At 63.0% G+C, this 15,482-nt stretch carries 16 protein-coding genes and 1 tRNA gene; 11 read left to right on the top strand and 6 right to left on the bottom strand.

The window, feature by feature from the left end:
- The first annotated feature begins 1 nt into the window (after position 1).
- The 5 genes from AC0L2V_RS14735 to glpK all read left to right on the top strand — a co-directional run bounded on the left by AC0L2V_RS14735 (position 2) and on the right by glpK (position 5,453).
- Positions 2–868, top strand: a complete 867-nt coding sequence (locus AC0L2V_RS14735) for a carbohydrate ABC transporter permease (RefSeq protein ID WP_473520475.1) — start codon at positions 2–4, stop codon at positions 866–868.
- 43 nt (positions 869–911) lie between these two features.
- Complete coding sequence (locus AC0L2V_RS14730) at positions 912–1,790, top strand: carbohydrate ABC transporter permease (protein WP_473520547.1); 879 nt, start codon at positions 912–914, stop codon at positions 1,788–1,790.
- Between the two features lie 2 nt (positions 1,791–1,792).
- Positions 1,793–2,074, top strand: coding sequence for a DUF2160 domain-containing protein (locus tag AC0L2V_RS14725; protein WP_023801186.1), 282 nt, complete (start codon positions 1,793–1,795; stop codon positions 2,072–2,074).
- Between the two features lie 72 nt (positions 2,075–2,146).
- Positions 2,147–3,871 (top strand): ABC transporter substrate-binding protein, encoded by a 1,725-nt coding sequence (locus AC0L2V_RS14720; protein ID WP_473490229.1) that lies wholly within the window; start codon positions 2,147–2,149, stop codon positions 3,869–3,871.
- Between the two features lie 88 nt (positions 3,872–3,959).
- Complete coding sequence (gene glpK / locus AC0L2V_RS14715) at positions 3,960–5,453, top strand: glycerol kinase GlpK (RefSeq protein WP_473520474.1); 1,494 nt, start codon at positions 3,960–3,962, stop codon at positions 5,451–5,453.
- A gap of 80 nt (positions 5,454–5,533) precedes the next feature.
- On the opposite strand, the gene AC0L2V_RS14710 is transcribed toward glpK, so the two are convergent.
- On the bottom strand, positions 5,534–6,100 hold the full coding sequence (locus AC0L2V_RS14710) for a BA14K family protein (protein ID WP_473520546.1): 567 nt from the start codon (positions 6,098–6,100) through the stop codon (positions 5,534–5,536).
- A 263-nt stretch (positions 6,101–6,363) separates the two neighbouring features.
- On the opposite strand from AC0L2V_RS14710, the gene AC0L2V_RS14705 reads away from it, so the two are divergent.
- Positions 6,364–6,439, top strand: a tRNA-Lys gene (locus tag AC0L2V_RS14705).
- Between the two features lie 117 nt (positions 6,440–6,556).
- Here the strand turns inward: AC0L2V_RS14705 and dprA are convergent.
- The 4 genes from dprA to AC0L2V_RS14685 form a co-directional block, all read right to left on the bottom strand.
- The gene (dprA, locus tag AC0L2V_RS14700; protein WP_473520473.1) at positions 6,557–7,681 is read right to left on the bottom strand and encodes a DNA-processing protein DprA; all 1,125 of its coding nucleotides are present in this window, start codon (positions 7,679–7,681) and stop codon (positions 6,557–6,559) included.
- A complete protein-coding gene (gene plsY / locus AC0L2V_RS14695) occupies positions 7,678–8,265 on the bottom strand; it encodes a glycerol-3-phosphate 1-O-acyltransferase PlsY (RefSeq protein WP_473520472.1) in 588 nt (195 codons plus the stop codon). The genes dprA and plsY overlap by 4 nt, the downstream gene beginning before the upstream one ends.
- 146 nt (positions 8,266–8,411) lie before the next feature.
- Entirely contained in the window at positions 8,412–9,698 is a 1,287-nt protein-coding gene (locus AC0L2V_RS14690; RefSeq protein WP_473520471.1) for a dihydroorotase, read from the bottom strand.
- Positions 9,695–10,660: an aspartate carbamoyltransferase catalytic subunit gene (locus AC0L2V_RS14685; protein ID WP_128168134.1), complete on the bottom strand. Its 966-nt coding sequence runs from the start codon at positions 10,658–10,660 to the stop codon at positions 9,695–9,697. The genes AC0L2V_RS14690 and AC0L2V_RS14685 overlap by 4 nt, the downstream gene beginning before the upstream one ends.
- 158 nt (positions 10,661–10,818) lie before the next feature.
- Here AC0L2V_RS14685 and AC0L2V_RS14680 point away from each other — a divergent pair, with 158 nt between their 5' ends.
- The 3 genes from AC0L2V_RS14680 (at position 10,819) to AC0L2V_RS14670 (ending at position 13,769) form a co-directional block, all read left to right on the top strand.
- Positions 10,819–12,447: a DNA alkylation response protein gene (locus AC0L2V_RS14680; RefSeq protein ID WP_023801194.1), complete on the top strand. Its 1,629-nt coding sequence runs from the start codon at positions 10,819–10,821 to the stop codon at positions 12,445–12,447.
- Positions 12,448–12,587: 140 nt separating this feature from the next.
- Entirely contained in the window at positions 12,588–13,025 is a 438-nt protein-coding gene (locus AC0L2V_RS14675; RefSeq protein WP_473520470.1) for a UPF0158 family protein, read from the top strand.
- 402 nt (positions 13,026–13,427) lie between these two features.
- Positions 13,428–13,769 (top strand): DUF6105 family protein, encoded by a 342-nt coding sequence (locus tag AC0L2V_RS14670; protein WP_473508484.1) that lies wholly within the window; start codon positions 13,428–13,430, stop codon positions 13,767–13,769.
- Here the strand turns inward: AC0L2V_RS14670 and ruvX are convergent.
- Positions 13,736–14,221: a Holliday junction resolvase RuvX gene (ruvX, locus tag AC0L2V_RS14665; RefSeq protein WP_473520469.1), complete on the bottom strand. Its 486-nt coding sequence runs from the start codon at positions 14,219–14,221 to the stop codon at positions 13,736–13,738. The two genes, AC0L2V_RS14670 and ruvX, sit on opposite strands and share 34 nt — an antisense overlap.
- A gap of 100 nt (positions 14,222–14,321) precedes the next feature.
- Here ruvX and AC0L2V_RS14660 point away from each other — a divergent pair, with 100 nt between their 5' ends.
- Together AC0L2V_RS14660 and gatC are read left to right on the top strand one after the other, a co-directional pair.
- A complete protein-coding gene (locus tag AC0L2V_RS14660) occupies positions 14,322–15,029 on the top strand; it encodes a metal-dependent hydrolase (RefSeq protein ID WP_473520468.1) in 708 nt (235 codons plus the stop codon).
- Positions 15,030–15,189: 160 nt separating this feature from the next.
- Complete coding sequence (gene gatC, locus AC0L2V_RS14655; RefSeq protein ID WP_128168140.1) at positions 15,190–15,477, top strand: Asp-tRNA(Asn)/Glu-tRNA(Gln) amidotransferase subunit GatC; 288 nt, start codon at positions 15,190–15,192, stop codon at positions 15,475–15,477.
- Positions 15,478–15,482: the final 5 nt, after the last annotated feature.

Here is a 15,482-nt window from a genome sequence, read left to right as displayed (position 1 = left end):
CATGGGAAGGACCTGGAACAACAAGGCCTGGTTCATGGTGCTGCCAGTGCTGTTGCTGGTGGCTTTCTCGGCGATCATCCCGCTGATGACGGTCGTGAATTATTCGGTGCAGGACACTTTCGGCAACAACGTCTTCTTCTGGGCGGGCGCGGAATGGTTCGAGGAAATCCTGCATTCCGACCGGTTTTGGGAAGCGATGGGCCGCAACCTGGTCTTCTCGGCCATCATCCTGGTCATCGAGATTCCGCTCGGCATCTTCATTGCGCTCAACATGCCGAAGAAGGGCTGGGGCGTTCCGGTCTGCCTGGTGCTGATGGCGCTGCCGCTGCTCATCCCGTGGAACGTCGTCGGCACGATCTGGCAGGTGTTCGGCCGCGTCGATATCGGCCTGCTCGGATATACGCTGCGCGCGCTCGGCTTCGACTACAACTATGTCAACGACCCGTTCGACGCCTGGATCACCGTCATTGTCATGGACGTCTGGCACTGGACGAGCCTCGTCGTCCTGCTCTGCTACGCAGGATTGGTTTCGATCCCCGACGCCTATTACCAGGCTGCCAAGATCGATGGGGCGTCGCGCTGGGCGATCTTCCGCTACATCCAGTTGCCGAAGATGAACCGGGTGCTGCTGATCGCGGTTCTGCTGCGCTTCATGGACAGTTTCATGATCTATACCGAACCGTTCGTCGTGACCGGCGGCGGGCCCGGCAACACCACCACTTTCCTGTCGATCGATCTGGTGAAGCTGGCCATAGGCGAGTTCAACCTCGGTGAGGCGGCGGCCATGTCGATCGTCTATTTCCTGATTGTCATGCTTCTGTCCTGGGTGTTCTACACCGTCATGACAGCCTACGATGCGGAGCGGTGAGATGGCGCGCCTCGAGGAAACCACGGCCAACGAACGAACGCTGATGCGGCAAACCCCCGCTACAGCGGAAGCGCAGACGGCGAACGCCGCGCTGGCCCGCAAGATGCGGCGGCGCGGCGAGGAGTCGCGGTTCTGGTGGCTGGTGCCGACGATCTACATCATCTTCCTGATGCTGCCGATCTACTGGCTGGTCAATATGAGCTTCAAGACCAACCAGGAGATCCTCGGCGCCTTCTCGCTGTGGCCGAGAAACCCGACGCTTGCCAATTACGCGGTCATTTTCAATGATCCGTCGTGGTACAGGGGCTACATCAACTCGATCATCTATGTGGTTATGAACACGGTGATTTCCGTCGCCGTGGCGCTTCCGGCAGCCTATGCCTTCTCGCGCTACCGCTTCCTCGGTGACAAGCACCTGTTTTTCTGGCTGCTGACCAACCGCATGGCGCCGCCGGCGGTGTTCGCGCTGCCGTTCTTCCAGCTCTATTCGGCTTTCGGCCTGATCGACACCCACATCGCGGTGGCGCTGGCGCACTGCCTGTTCAACGTGCCGCTGGCGGTCTGGATCCTTGAAGGCTTCATGTCGGGCGTGCCGAAGGAAATCGACGAGACCGCTTATATCGACGGCTATTCCTTCCCGCGCTTCTTCCTCAGGATATTCATGCCGCTGATCGCCAGTGGTGTCGGCGTGGCCTGCTTCTTCTGCTTCATGTTCTCGTGGGTGGAACTGCTGATCGCGCGGACGCTGACCACGACCGCGGCAAAACCGATAGCCGCGATCATGACGCGGACGGTTTCGGCCTCGGGCCTCGACTGGGGCGTGCTGGCCGCAGCCGGCGTGCTTACCATCATACCGGGTGCGCTCGTCATCTGGTTCGTGCGAAATTATATCGCCAAGGGCTTTGCCCTGGGGAGGGTTTGATCATGAGCTTCTCCTGGATGGCCTGGACCTGGCCGACCGCCGCCTTCTTCGGCACCATCTTCCTGCTGCTCTGCGGCATGGCGGTCTGGGAATATGCCTCGCCTGGCGGCAATCCGCGCATCGGCGTCTTGCGCTTCGAGACGACGCGGGGCGACCGTCTCTTCCTATCGCTGCTTGGCAGCGCCTTTATCCATCTCGCTTGGCTGGGTCTTGTCGGACCCAACCTGTGGTGGGCTCTCGCTCTCTCCGTGGTCTACGCCATCGGCGTGTTCCGCTACGTATAGAGGGGGAAACTGTTGGAGCATCCCCGGGGGCTGCTCCAGATAGCACTTGGAACTGAACAGTGGAGGAAATACATGCGAAGGCAATTTCTGACGTCAACGACTGCTCTGGTCCTGCTCCTCGGAGCCGGCCAGGCCTATGCCGGAATGGACGAAGCCAAGGCGTTTCTCGACGCCGAGATCAAGGACCTGTCGACGCTCGATCGCGCCGGCCAGGAAGCCGAGATGCAGTGGTTCATCGATGCTGCAAAGCCCTTTGCGGGCATGGACATCAAGGTCGTCTCGGAAACCATCGCGACGCACTCTTATGAATCGGCGACGCTGGCCAAGGCGTTCACCGACATCACCGGCATCAAGATCACCCATGATCTGATCGGCGAAGGCGATGTTGTCGAAAAGCTGCAGACGCAAATGCAGTCGGGCGAAAATATCTACGACGCCTATGTCAACGACTCCGACCTGATCGGCACCCATTGGCGCTACCAGCAGGCACGCAGCCTGACCGACTGGATGGCGAACGAGGGCAAGGACGTCACCAACCCGAACCTCGACCTCGCCGACTTCATCGGCACCAAGTTCACGACGGCTCCGGACGGCGACCTTTACCAACTGCCCGACCAGCAGTTCGCGAACCTTTACTGGTTCCGCTACGACTGGTTCAACGACGAGAAGAACAAGGCGGACTTCAAGGCGAAGTACGGCTACGACCTCGGCGTTCCCGTCAACTGGTCGGCCTATGAGGACATCGCCGAATTCTTCACCGGCCGCGAGATCGACGGCAAGAAAGTCTACGGCCATATGGACTACGGCAAGAAGGACCCGTCGCTCGGCTGGCGCTTCACCGATGCCTGGCTTTCGATGGCCGGCAATGGTGACAAGGGGCTGCCGAATGGTCTTCCGGTTGACGAATGGGGCATCAAGGTCGACGAGAAGTCGCGGCCGGTCGGCTCCTGCGTGGCTCGCGGCGGTGACACCAACGGTCCAGCGTCGGTCTATGCCATCCAGAAATATCTCGACTGGATGAAGGCTTACGCTCCGGCCGCTGCCCAGGGCATGACCTTCTCGGAATCCGGGCCAGTTCCGGCGCAGGGCGAAATTGCCCAGCAGATGTTCATGTACACGGCCTTCACCGCCAACATGGTGGAGGACGGCCTTCCCGTCGTGAACGAGGACGGTACGCCGAAATGGCGCTTCGCTCCGTCGCCGCATGGCGTGTACTGGAAGGACGGGATGAAGCTCGGCTACCAGGACGTGGGTTCCTGGACGCTGCTCAAGTCGACGCCTGACGACCGCGCCAAGGCAGCCTGGCTCTACGCGCAGTTCGTCACCTCGAAGACAGTCGACGTTAAGAAAGCCCATGTCGGCCTGACGCTGATCCGCGAGAGCACGATCCAGCACAAGAGCTTCACGGACCGTGCCCCGAAGCTCGGCGGCCTGATCGAGTTCTACCGCTCGCCGGCCCGCGTCCAGTGGTCGCCGACGGGTACGAACGTCCCTGACTATCCGAAGCTGGCACAGCTTTGGTGGCAGGCGATCGGCGACGCCTCGTCGGGTGCCAAAACTCCGCAGGAGGCGATGGACTCGCTCTGTGCCGAGCAGGAAGAGGTGCTTGAGCGCCTCGAGCGCGCCGGCGTGCAGGGCGACATCGGACCGAAACTCGCCGAGGAAAAAACCCTCGAGGAGTGGAACGCCGATGCCGTCGCCAAGGGCAATCTCGCGCCGCAGCTGAAGATCGAGCCGGAGAAGGACAAGCCGCAGACCATCAACTACGACGAGCTGGTCAAGAGCTGGAGCAACTGAGCATCGGTCCGGGCGTTCGCGCCCGCATCGCACCAATCGGGGGAGGCGGCAAATTGCCGTCTCCCCTGTTTGCGCCGAGGGAGTGAGAATGACTGGCTTTATCCTAGCAATCGACCAGGGGACGACGTCGAGCCGGGCGATCCTGTTCGACGGTGACATGAAGGTCGTGGGCAGCGGCCAGGAAGAGTTTACCCAGCATTATCCAGCCTCCGGCTGGGTAGAGCATGATCCGGAGGAAATCTGGTCGAGTGTCGTGGCGACAGCGAAGGCTGCGCTGAACAGCGCCGGCCGCGATGCATCGGATGTCGCTGCTATCGGCATCACCAACCAGCGCGAGACCGTCGTCATCTGGGACAGGGCGACCGGCAGGCCGATCCACAACGCGATCGTCTGGCAGGACCGCCGCACCGCACCGCTGTGCCAGAAATTGAAGAAGCTGGGGCTGGAGAAGAAGTTCACCAGAAAGACCGGCCTGCTGCTCGATCCCTATTTCTCCGGTACCAAGATCGCCTGGATGCTGGACAAGGTGAAGGGCGCCAGAAAACGCGCCGAGAAAGGCGAATTGCTGGCCGGCACCATCGACAGCTTTCTGATCTGGCGGCTGACCGGCGGCGAGGTTCACGCCACCGATGCCACCAACGCCTCGCGCACGCTGGTCTACAACATCGAAAAGAATGCCTGGGACGACGAACTCCTGGCCATTCTCGGCATACCGGGAAAGATGCTGCCGCAGGTGAAGGATTGCGCCGACGACTATGGAATCACGGAGAAAAGCCTGTTCGGCGCAGAGATAAGGGTCCTCGGTGTGGCCGGTGACCAGCACGCGGCGACCATCGGCCAGGCCTGTTTCGAGCCGGGCATGATGAAATCCACCTATGGCACCGGCTGCTTCGCGCTGCTCAACACCGGCAGCGATCTGGTGCGCTCGAAGAATCGTCTGCTGACGACCATTGCCTACAGGCTGAACGGCAAGACCACCTATGCGCTGGAAGGGTCGATCTTCATCGCCGGCGCTGCCGTGCAATGGCTGCGCGACGGCATCAAGGTGATCGGCAAGGCCGAGCAGAGCGGCGTGCTGGCGGCGAGCGCCGACCCGACCCAGGAAGTCTATCTGGTGCCGGCTTTCGTCGGGCTTGGCGCGCCGCACTGGGACGCCGAGGCGCGCGGCGCCATTTTTGGGCTGACCCGCAATTCGGGCCCGGCGGAATTTGCCCGTGCCGCACTGGAATCCGTTGCGTTCCAGACGCGCGACCTGCTCGACGCGATGCGCAGGGACTGGAAGGGCGCGTCAGCGAAGACCGTTCTCAGGGTCGATGGCGGCATGGTGGCGTCGGACTGGACGATGCAGCGGCTGGCCGACATCCTCGATGCGCCGGTCGACCGCCCGACCATTCTGGAGACGACGGCGCTCGGCGCGGCATGGCTGGCCGGCTCGAAGGCCGGCGTCTGGCCGAAGACAAGGGAATTCGCCAGGAGCTGGGCGCTGGAGCGACGTTTTCGACCGGACATGGATGCATCGGTCCGTTCCGCAAAGCTGGCGGGTTGGCGCCATGCTGTGCGCCGGACACTGAGCCCGCTGTAGATTCGCGTACCGGAAGGATAAAGCCTGCGCCGTTGCCGGCGCAGGCTCTTCAACAAGCTTATTCAACTCCGCCCTGGTTATCAATAGGGCGAGATGCACTGCCGGCGGGGGCCGTAGTAAGGCTTATACGTGTTGTCGTAGGCCCGGTAAGATCTGTAGCGGCTGTAGCACCACTCCACGTGGGCATCGCCGCGATAGATGCGGCGGCTCTGGTTGTTGATGATCGCGCCGGTGATCAGCGCACCGGTAGCGAAGGCCGCCAGCGGGAACCAGTAGTCGTTGTAGCGACGATAGCCAGGACGATAATAGCGATAGCCGCGATAGCCGCGATAGTACCTGAAATCGTCGTTACGGGCGAAACGACGAAAATCGCGGCGGTCAAAATCGCGACGAGAAAAATCGCGGCGGAAATCGCGGCGAGAAAAATCGCGACGGAAATCGCGACGGAACTCACGGCGGAAATCGCGACGGGAGAAATCGCGGCCGAAACCACGCCTCCACCGTCTGTGTTCGACAGTCTGGACATCCGACGAGACATTCTGGCCTAGCGGCACATAGATGGGCTGGGCGTTGACCGGCACGATCTGCGCTACAGCGAACGACGCTGACAGCACGGTCGCCAGCAAGCCCGACATGATCCTGTTCATGGCCTTCTCCTTGATAGCGTCGTCCCTTGTAGCGATAAAAACGGGGATGTTGCGCAATTGTTCCGCGAAAAATAGCAAGCCGCTGATTTGTAATAGGTCTCGGCTTTTGTGCGAGACAGCCACTCCGAACTCGTCGAGACGGTTTGCGAGGCGTCAGCAGACCGCGAAAAGTCCGGCTTGCGCGGCCTCTTTTTCCGGTTGACCGTTCGAGACACTCTCCCTATGTTCCGCGCAATTTCGAGGGCGGCATCCTGAGCCCGCGGGAGCGCGTAGCTCAGCCGGTAGAGCAACTGACTTTTAATCAGTAGGTCCAGGGTTCGAATCCCTGCGCGCTCACCATTTTTTCGATGAAAATCAACAGGTTAGCGTTCCTGTTCCCGGTCTAAAGCGAGATGCTTCATGACGCCTTGGGTTTTCCAGCGGCGTCGAGCCAGGTTCTCTCAAGAATCGTCTCGATCACACCAGCGAGACATTGCCGCCGGCGTGGCGCTCCAGTCGGCCGGCTAGGTCGAGTTCCAGCAGCACCATGAAAACCTGGGCGGGATGCAGGCCGGTGTGGCGGATGATTTCGTCGATCGCCACCGGCGTCGGGCCGAGCGCTTCGATGACGCGGGCGCGGTCATCTTCGCCGGGTGGCGGTGTTGCCGAAAAGTCGGGCGGCTCTTCGAGCAGCCGCGTCCTTGGCGCCAGTGCGCCGACCAGCGGCGCGATCGCACCGGTAATGTCCGATGCTTCGGTGACCAGGGTGGCGCCGTCCTTGAGCAAGGCGTTGGCGCCGGCGGCGCGCGGATCGAGCGGCGAACCGGGGACGGCGAAGACCAGCCGGCCCATCTCGCCGGCAAGCCTGGCGCTGATCAGCGAGCCGGAACGCAGCGCCGCCTCGACCACGACCAGCCCCAATGCCGCACCGGCGACAAGGCGGTTGCGGCGTGGAAAATCCTGGGCGCGCGGCTGCCAGCCGAACGGCATCTCTGAAATGATGGCACCGCCGCGCTCGGCAATCTCGTTGCACAATGCGGCATTTTCGGGCGGGTAGGGCAGGTCGAGGCCGCCGGCCAGCACACCGATCGTGCCTGACGCAAGGCTGCCCTGATGTGCTGCCGTGTCGATGCCGCGCGCCAGGCCGGAGACGATGCCGAAGCCGTCGCGGCCGAGTTCGGCGGCGAGCGTCCGCGCCATCTTGATGCCGGCCAGCGAGGCGTTGCGGGCGCCGACTATGGCGACCGCCGGCAGCCGGAACACCGCGCCTTCGCCCTTGACCGCGAGCAGCGGCGGCGGATGGTCCATGCTTTTCATCAGCGGCGGATAGTCGGCCTCGCCAATGCCGACGAAGCGGGCGCCGGCGCGCCGTGCGGTCTCCAGTTCCGCCTCGGCCTCGGCCACCGTCGGGATGCGGACGGCCTTTCTGGCGCCGCCCGAAACCATCAGCTCGGGCAGCATCTCGAGCGCCGTCTCGGCCGAGCCAAAACGGTTGATCAGGTCGCGAAAGGTGGCCGCACCGACATTCGGCGTGCGGATCAAACGAAGCCAGCTCAACCGCTGCCGGTCGCTGAGCCGCGTCCCGGCGGCGCGCTGGCTCACTCCCTGGCCCCGATCTTGTTCTCGGTGCCGGCCAGCAGCCGGGTGATGTTGGCCCGGTGTTTTATGATGACGATCAGGCTCATCAGCGCGAACAGCCCGGCAATCTGAGGCGTGCTGAGGACATAGAGCGCGACCGGCACGACGATTGCTGCCGTCAGCGCCGCCAGCGAGGAATAGCGGAACAGGAAAGCCATGGCCAGCCAGACGAGGGCGAAGATCAGCGCCACCTGCCAGACAAGAGCGACCAGCACGCCGAGATAGGTGGCGACCCCCTTGCCGCCCTTGAAACCGAGCCAGACCGGGAAGAGATGGCCGAAGAAGGCGCCCAAGCCGGCCCAGAGCCCGAGCTCCGGGGCAAAGTAGCCGGCGATCAGCACCGCCACCGTGCCTTTCAGCGCGTCGAGCAGCAGCGTGGCGGCGGCCAGGCCCTTGTTGCCGGTGCGCAGCACATTGGTGGCGCCGATATTGCCGGACCCGATGTTGCGGACGTCGCCAAGGCCAGCGGCACGGGTGATCAGGAGGCCGAACGGGATCGAGCCGAGCAGATAGCCGAACACCAGCGCCAAGACGATGCCGTAAGCCATTGTTCCCCCGGATATGCCCTAAAGCGCGTCGCGTTTGACCGGCCTCATGCGACGCGCTTTAGGTTGCTGTTTTATGCATGTCGTTATCGCAAAACCGCTGCGCACCCTCGGGTCAGGCCCGAGGGCATGCTTTTGCGCGACATGCATTAGGCCGAAAACACTGTGCGGCCCGCCACCATCGTTTGCAAGACCTTGCCCTGCAGCCGCGCGCCTTCGAAACAGGTGTTTTTCGAGCGCGAACGGATGCCGCTTTCGCTGACGATCCATGGCTCGTCGAGATCGACCAGCGCAAGGTCGGCGACCGCACCCGGCTTCAGCGTGCCGCCGGGCAGGCCGAACAGTCTTGCCGGCGCGGTGGACAATGTCTCAACCAACCTGAGCAGCGTCATATCGCCATTGTGGTAGAGCCGCAGCGCCGCGCCGAGCAGCGTTTCCAGTCCGATGGCACCGGCCGCGGCGTCGGCGAAAGGCAGCCGCTTGGTGTCGACGTCCTGCGGGTCGTGCGAGGATACGATGATGTCGATGGTGCCGTCCTTGACCGCCTCGATCATCGCCAGCCGGTCCTCCTCGGCGCGCAGCGGCGGCGTCAGCCGGAAGAAGGTGCGGTATTCGCCGACATCGTTCTCGTTGAGCGACAGATTGTGGATCGAGACGCCTGCTGTGACTTTGGCGCCGTCGGCCTTGGCCCTCGTTACCGCGTTTGCCGCCATCGCAGTCGAAATCTTGGCCGCGTGATAGGCGCCGCCAGTCAGCCGCGCCAGCGCAAGGTCGCGCTCCAGCGGAATGGACTCGGCCTCGCGCGGAATGCCGGCAAGGCCGAGCCAGCTGGCATAGAGGCCTTCGTTCATGACACCTGACGAAGCGAGGTCGGCGTCCTGGGTTTCATGCGCGATCACGCCGCCGAAATCGCGCGCATAGGTCAGCGCGCGGCGCATCACCAGCGCGCTTGCTATGGTGTGCCGCCCGTCGGTGAAGGCGATCGCGCCGGCCTCGCGCAGCAGGCCGAATTCGGTCATCTCGCGGCCTTCGAGCCCCTTGGTGATCGCCGCCGCCGGAAAGATGTTGACGACGGCCGTATCCTTGGCGGTGCGCAGCACGAATTCGACCAGCGCGACATTGTCGATCACCGGGTCGGTGTCGGGCATCATGACGATGGAAGTGACGCCGCCGGCGGCCGCCGCCACGCTGGCCGAAGCGATGGTCTCGCGGTGCTCGCCGCCCGGTTCGCCGATGAAGACGCGCGCATCGATCAGGCCGGGAATGATTGCCTTGCCGGCGCAGTCGATGACATTAGCATCTTGCGGAGCGCCCTGGTTCAAGGCCGCCTTGCCGGCAGCGACGATCTTGCGGCCCTCGACAATGACGGTGCCGACCTCGTCAATGCCGCGCGACGGATCGATGATGCGGGCCCGGCTGAACACCGTTGTGCTCATGCGCCGCGGCCCTCATAATTGCGGCGGGGATCGAGCAGCGCTTCCATCACCGCCATGCGCACGGCAACACCCATCTCCACCTGTTCTTGGATGACGCTCTGCGGACCGTCGGCGATTTCCGAGGCGATCTCAACGCCGCGGTTCATCGGGCCGGGATGCATGACCAGGGCGCCGTCCTTGGCCGCCTTCAGCTTCTCGGCGTCGAGGCCGAAATAGTGGAAATACTCACGGACCGAAGGCACGAAGGCGCCTTCCATGCGCTCGCGCTGCAGCCGCAGCATCATCACCACATCCGCGTCCTTGAGCCCTTCGGCCATCGAACGGGTGACGATCACGCCCATTTTCTCGATGCCGGCCGGCAAAAGTGTCGACGGCGCCACGACGCGCACCTGCGCGCCGAGCGCATTGAGCAGCATGATGTTGGAACGCGCCACCCGCGAATGCAGGATGTCGCCGCAGATCGCCACGATCAGCTTCGACAGCGGGCCCCTGGCGCGACGGATGGTCAGCGCGTCGAGCAGCGCCTGCGTCGGGTGCTCATGGGCGCCGTCGCCGGCATTGATCACCGAGCAGCCGACCTTTTGCGCCAGCAGCGCGGCGGCACCCGCCGACTGGTGGCGGATGATCAGGATGTCGGGATGCATGGCGTTCAGCGTCATCGCCGTGTCGATCAGCGTCTCGCCCTTCTTCACCGAAGAACTGGCCACCGACATGTTCATGACGTCGGCGCCGAGCCGTTTTCCGGCCAGTTCGAACGACGATTGCGTACGGGTCGAAGCTTCGTAGAACAGGTTGATCTGGGTGCGGCCACGCAGCGTCGAGGCCTTCTTCTCCGACTGCCGCGAGATCGCGACCGACCTGTCCGCCCTGTCCAGCAAAAGCTCGATGTCGGCGGGGGAAAGATCGCGGATGCCCAGAAGATGGCGGTGGGGGTAGAGTGGCAGGGACGAAGCGTCGGTCATCTCAAGGCGCTGCTATAGGGTGGAGGACCTTTGGCTGCAAGCACCAGCTTTGGATTGCGGCCTTTCTCCCCGGTATTTTCGTCGCGCGCGTTGCGCGGCTTGGGCTATATCTAGCTGATGGCTTCGGATTCGTGGCCTTGTGATGATAAGGACAGTGTGTGACCGACGACGTGACGAACCAGCCGCCGCCGCTGGCAGGCGGCAACGCCTGGCGAGGCGATCCGTTGCTGATCCAGCTTGCCGAGCGTTTTTCCGATCCGGTGCGCAAGGATATCGATGGGCTTGGCCGTTTCGTGCTGACGCAGGAGGCGCAGGAACTGGCTCGCCTCGCCAATGTCGAGACGCCGAAGCTGAGGACCCACGACCGCCAGGGCCGGCGCATCGATCTGGTCGAGTTCCATCCAGCCTATCATGCGCTGATGCGCCGGTCGGTGGCGAATGGGCTGCATTCGTCGGTCTGGGAAAATGGCGATGCCGAGATCGGCCGTCGCCATCAGGTGCGGGCCGCCCGTTTCTACCTGACGGCGCAGCTCGAAACCGGGCATCTCTGTCCCATCACCATGACCAGCGCCTCGCTGGCAGCGCTGATGGCAAGCCCAAAACTGTTTCGCGAATGGGCGCCGCGGGTGACGACACGCAAATACGACCAGAGCCAGAAGCCACCGGTCGAAAAGGCCGGGCTAACGCTCGGCATGGGCATGACCGAGAAGCAGGGCGGCACCGACGTCCGCGCCAACGTCACCAGGGCCGAGCGCGCCGGCAGCAGCTTCTATCGGCTGACCGGCCACAAATGGTTCATGTCGGCGCCGATGTCGGATGCGTTCCTGGTGCTTGGACAGGCGCCGGAAGGACTTTCGTGCTTTCTCGTTCCGCGCATTCTCGGCGATGGCTCGGGCAACGGCTTCCGCTTCCAGCGGCTGAAGGACAAGCTTGGCAACCGCTCCAACGCCTCGTCCGAAGTCGAGTTCGTCAATGCCATCGGCGAGATGGTCGGCGAGCCCGGGGCAGGCGTCAAGACGATCATGGATATGGTGACGCTGACCCGGCTCGACTGCGCGATCGCCTCGTCGGCGATCATGCGAGCCGGGCTGGCCGAAGCCGTCCACCACACCCGTCACCGCCAGGTGTTTGGAACCAATCTGATCGAGCAGCCGCTGATGCAGCGCGTGCTGGCCGACATGGCGCTCGACGTCGCCGCCGCCACCGCGCTGTCATTTCGACTGGCGCGCTCTTTCGACGAGGCGGCCGGCGATCGCGGCGAGGCGGCTTTTGCGCGCGCCATGACGCCGGTCGTCAAATACTGGGTCTGCAAGATCGCACCGCCGCTGCTCTATGAGGCGATGGAGTGCCTCGGCGGCAATGGCTATGTCGAGGAGGCGCCGCTCGCCCGCTACTATCGCGAAGCTCCGGTCAACGCGATCTGGGAGGGATCCGGCAACGTCATGGCGCTCGACGTGCTGCGCGTGCTGGGGCGTGCACCCGGCCTGTTCGAAGAGGTGCTGGCCGGCATCGATCGCGATCTCGGCGCCGGCGGGCGCGGCACCGTCGGTGTGCTCAAGGCAGCCATGCAGGTCGCGGCAACCGATGAGGGCTCGGCTCGTCTGCTCACCGAGCAACTGGCGCTGTCGGCGGCGGCGGCGGAGCTTCGCAGGCTGGGGGCAGGGCGGATCGCCGACGCCTTCGTCGAGACACGCCTCGCCGGCCAGTGGCGCAACACCTATGGCATGCTCGATTCGCGCCATGACGCGCGTATGATCATCGACACGCTCTACCCCCCGGTCACCTGAAGCGACTTCGGCAAGGTTTCTCGTCGTCTGTCGCGCCGCTAGTTGATTGCGAGCGCGGCGCAAATAATCTGAGACTTTGGGAACTCCCACGTTCGCGCGCCCGATTAGATAGGGTTGTTGTATACGGCGACGACAGGCTCATGCGCAGCGAGATGGCAATGGCAGTCAATTTCAGCGAGCTTCTGGATGCGTTCGAATTCGTGAACTCCGGCGGAGCCGGCGAAAATGAGGCCTATCTGTGCATGGAAACAGGCAAGATCTACTGGCATTCGGAATGGGTGGACGATGTCGAAGAACTGCCTGACGACCTCGAGGACAGCGAAAGATACATCGCCATTCCGGACAAGCGCGAACTCGATCTCGGCAAACCGCTGGTGCTGTCCTTCGCGCGCCACCACCTGCCCGACGATTACGATAAGGTTCGGGAGATCTTCAGCCGGGCGGGTGCCTATGCCCGATTCAAGGATCTTTTGGAGCACAGGGGCGCCGTTGATCGATGGTACGACTTCGAGCAAAAAGCCACGGAAGAAGCGTTGAAGACCTGGTGCGCGGATAACGACATCAAGGTCAGCAGCTGAAGTTGAGGGAGAAGGTAAGAAGGGATCCAGCGCGATGCTGATGAGGGCAAGCGCGGTTCTCCCTTCTCCCCTTGTGGGAGAAGGTGGCCGCGAAGCGGCCGGATGAGGGGTGTTCCAGGGAACGCCCACGCCTCATTTCTTCCAGCACCCCTCATCCGTCTCGGCGCTGCGCGCCGATCCACCTTCTCCCACAAGGGGAGAAGGTAAGAACGAATCCAGCGCCGCTGTGGATGACCGTTAACCTTAACAAATGGTTTCCATTGCGGCGGCAAGCCGCAAAGCCCACTGTCCTGTTTACGGAAGCAGGAACGCTATGCGGCATATATTGAGCTCTTTGATGGCTAACGCGGCGGCGCACAACTCGGCGCTCTCGCGCATTTCAGGCAGCTTGGACGCGACCTTGTGGCCGGACACGAACTTGAGGGACCGCTGATGCGCACCTTGTTCGCGCTATGGGCGACGCCGCTGGCCCTGTTCTGGGGCTGGTTCTTCCTGTCGTTCAACGACATCAATTTCGGCTACGTCATGCTGAGCCGCCAATTGCATGACCTCGTCTTCCAGCTCTATGGCGAGATGCTTGGCATCGATCCGGCGCTCATTCCGGGCATGGTGGCAAAGGCCTGCATCCTCGACAGCCTGCTGCTCATGGCGTTTTGGGCGTTTCGCCGCCGCCGGGTGATCGGTGGCTGGATCAGGATAATGCGCGACCGCTATTTCGACCAGGCGTCGACGCCGAGCGCCTGAAGCCGGTCGAGCGCGCCCTGCAGAATAAAGGCCGCCGCGGCCGAATCGATCTTGCCGGCGCGTTTGCGGCGCGAAAAATCCATCTCGATCAGCGTCCGCTCGGCCGCCACCGTCGACAGCCGCTCGTCCCACAAGACGAAGGGCAGGTCGGTCACACCAGCCATGTTACGGGCGAATGCGCGGGATTTCTGGGCGCGCGGGCCTTCCGACCCGTCCATGTTGACCGGCAGGCCGAGCACTACGGCCCCGACATTCTCTTTCTGCAGCAAGGCGAGCAGCACTGCGGCATCCAGCGAGAATTTCCTGCGCATGATGACGGGACGCGGGTGGGCGAAGGCAAAGCCCCGGTCGGAAACCGCCACGCCAATCGTCTTGTCGCCAAGGTCGAGCCCGGCCAGCGTCTTGCCGCCGCCGAGCCGCGCCAGCAACTCCTCGATGGTGATGATGCTCAACGGCTCTCCTCGGACTACACGCCGCAAAGGACGCTGTGGGACTTTAATTTCACTGCCGGCGTTCTATCCTTTGGCGAAGCAAAAATCGAGGAAGGCATTCATGAAACTGACCTGGTACGGACATTCCGCATTTCGCGTCGAAACCGCCGAGGCGAAAATCCTCATCGATCCCTACCTGATCGGTAATCCGTCATGGACGGGCGGCTGGGAAGAGCCGGCGGAAGGGGTCACGCATGTTCTGTTGACCCACGGCCACAGCGATCACATCAGTGGTGCGCTTGAAGTGCTTGGGAAAAGCGGCGCCATGCTGGTCGCCAATTTCGAGGTCTGCATGTACCTGGTCGGCAAGGGCGTCAGCGACAAGAAGATCAATCCGGGCAATATCGGCGGCACTGTCGATTGCGGCGGCTTCACCACTACCTTCGTCCAGGCGCTGCATTCCTCGTCGTTCCCGGGCGACAAGGGCCAGAACACCTATCTCGGCAGTCCCGGCGGCCTCGTGCTGCATTTCCAGGAAGACAAGACGCTCTATCATATGGGCGACACCGACATCTTTTCCGACATGGCGCTGATCAACGAACTGCACGAGCCGAAGATCGGCATCGTGCCGATCGGCGACCGCTTCACCATGGGCGGCGCGGTGGCAGCCCTTGCCTGCCGGCGCTTCTTTCAGTTCGAGACGGTCATTCCCAGTCACTTCGGCACGTTTCCGATCATCGACCAGACCGCCGACAAGTTCGTCGCGGGGTTGGAGGGTTCCGGCGTGAAGGTGGCATTGCCGGAGATCGGCGGGACAATCACCTTGTAGAAGCATGCACCTTGTAGCGCATGCCAAAGGCGCAAGCTGTTCGCTGCGACGGCGTTGCGCTGCCATCGACCTTCCGGGCCGGTTCTCGGCACGATGCATGTTGCGCGGCACGCGCCGCGCCGCTATAGCGCGAACTGGTTTTCCCGAGGCACAAGCAAATATGTCCGTTGATCTGCAGACAGTGAAGCGCGTCGCGCGTCTCGCCCGCATTGCGGTGAGCGAGGCGGATGCCGAGCGCATGACCGGCGAGTTGAACGCCATTCTCGGCTTTGTCGAGCAGTTGAACGAGGTCGACGTCGCCGGCGTCGAGCCGATGACGTCGGTCATTCCGATGGAGATGAAGAAGCGCCCGGACGTCGTCACCGACGGCAGCAAGGCGGCCGACATCGTCGCCAACGCACCGGCCACCGAAGAGAATTTCTTCCTCGTTCCAAAGGTCGTGGAGTAGCGGGC

It is taken from the genome of Mesorhizobium sp. WSM4814, from assembly GCF_055811595.1.
The sequence above is the reverse complement of the archived record's forward strand: the minus strand, read 5'-3'. Positions and strand labels throughout refer to the sequence as shown.

Bases quoted from the DNA above. Each gene is read 5' to 3' on its own strand.
- AC0L2V_RS14735 (WP_473520475.1), top strand. From the start codon at position 2: ATGGGAAGGACCTGGAACAACAAGGCCTGGTTCATGGTGCTGCCAGTG.
- AC0L2V_RS14730 (WP_473520547.1), top strand. From the start codon at position 912: ATGCGGCAAACCCCCGCTACAGCGGAAGCGCAGACGGCGAACGCCGCG.
- AC0L2V_RS14725 (WP_023801186.1), top strand. From the start codon at position 1,793: ATGAGCTTCTCCTGGATGGCCTGGACCTGGCCGACCGCCGCCTTCTTC.
- AC0L2V_RS14720 (WP_473490229.1), top strand. From the start codon at position 2,147: ATGCGAAGGCAATTTCTGACGTCAACGACTGCTCTGGTCCTGCTCCTC.
- glpK (WP_473520474.1), top strand. From the start codon at position 3,960: ATGACTGGCTTTATCCTAGCAATCGACCAGGGGACGACGTCGAGCCGG.
- AC0L2V_RS14710 (WP_473520546.1), bottom strand. From the start codon at position 6,100: ATGAACAGGATCATGTCGGGCTTGCTGGCGACCGTGCTGTCAGCGTCG.
- plsY (WP_473520472.1), bottom strand. From the start codon at position 8,265: ATGGCTTACGGCATCGTCTTGGCGCTGGTGTTCGGCTATCTGCTCGGC.
- AC0L2V_RS14690 (WP_473520471.1), bottom strand. From the start codon at position 9,698: ATGAGCACAACGGTGTTCAGCCGGGCCCGCATCATCGATCCGTCGCGC.
- AC0L2V_RS14685 (WP_128168134.1), bottom strand. From the start codon at position 10,660: ATGACCGACGCTTCGTCCCTGCCACTCTACCCCCACCGCCATCTTCTG.
- AC0L2V_RS14675 (WP_473520470.1), top strand. From the start codon at position 12,588: ATGCGCAGCGAGATGGCAATGGCAGTCAATTTCAGCGAGCTTCTGGAT.
- AC0L2V_RS14660 (WP_473520468.1), top strand. From the start codon at position 14,322: ATGAAACTGACCTGGTACGGACATTCCGCATTTCGCGTCGAAACCGCC.
- gatC (WP_128168140.1), top strand. From the start codon at position 15,190: ATGTCCGTTGATCTGCAGACAGTGAAGCGCGTCGCGCGTCTCGCCCGC.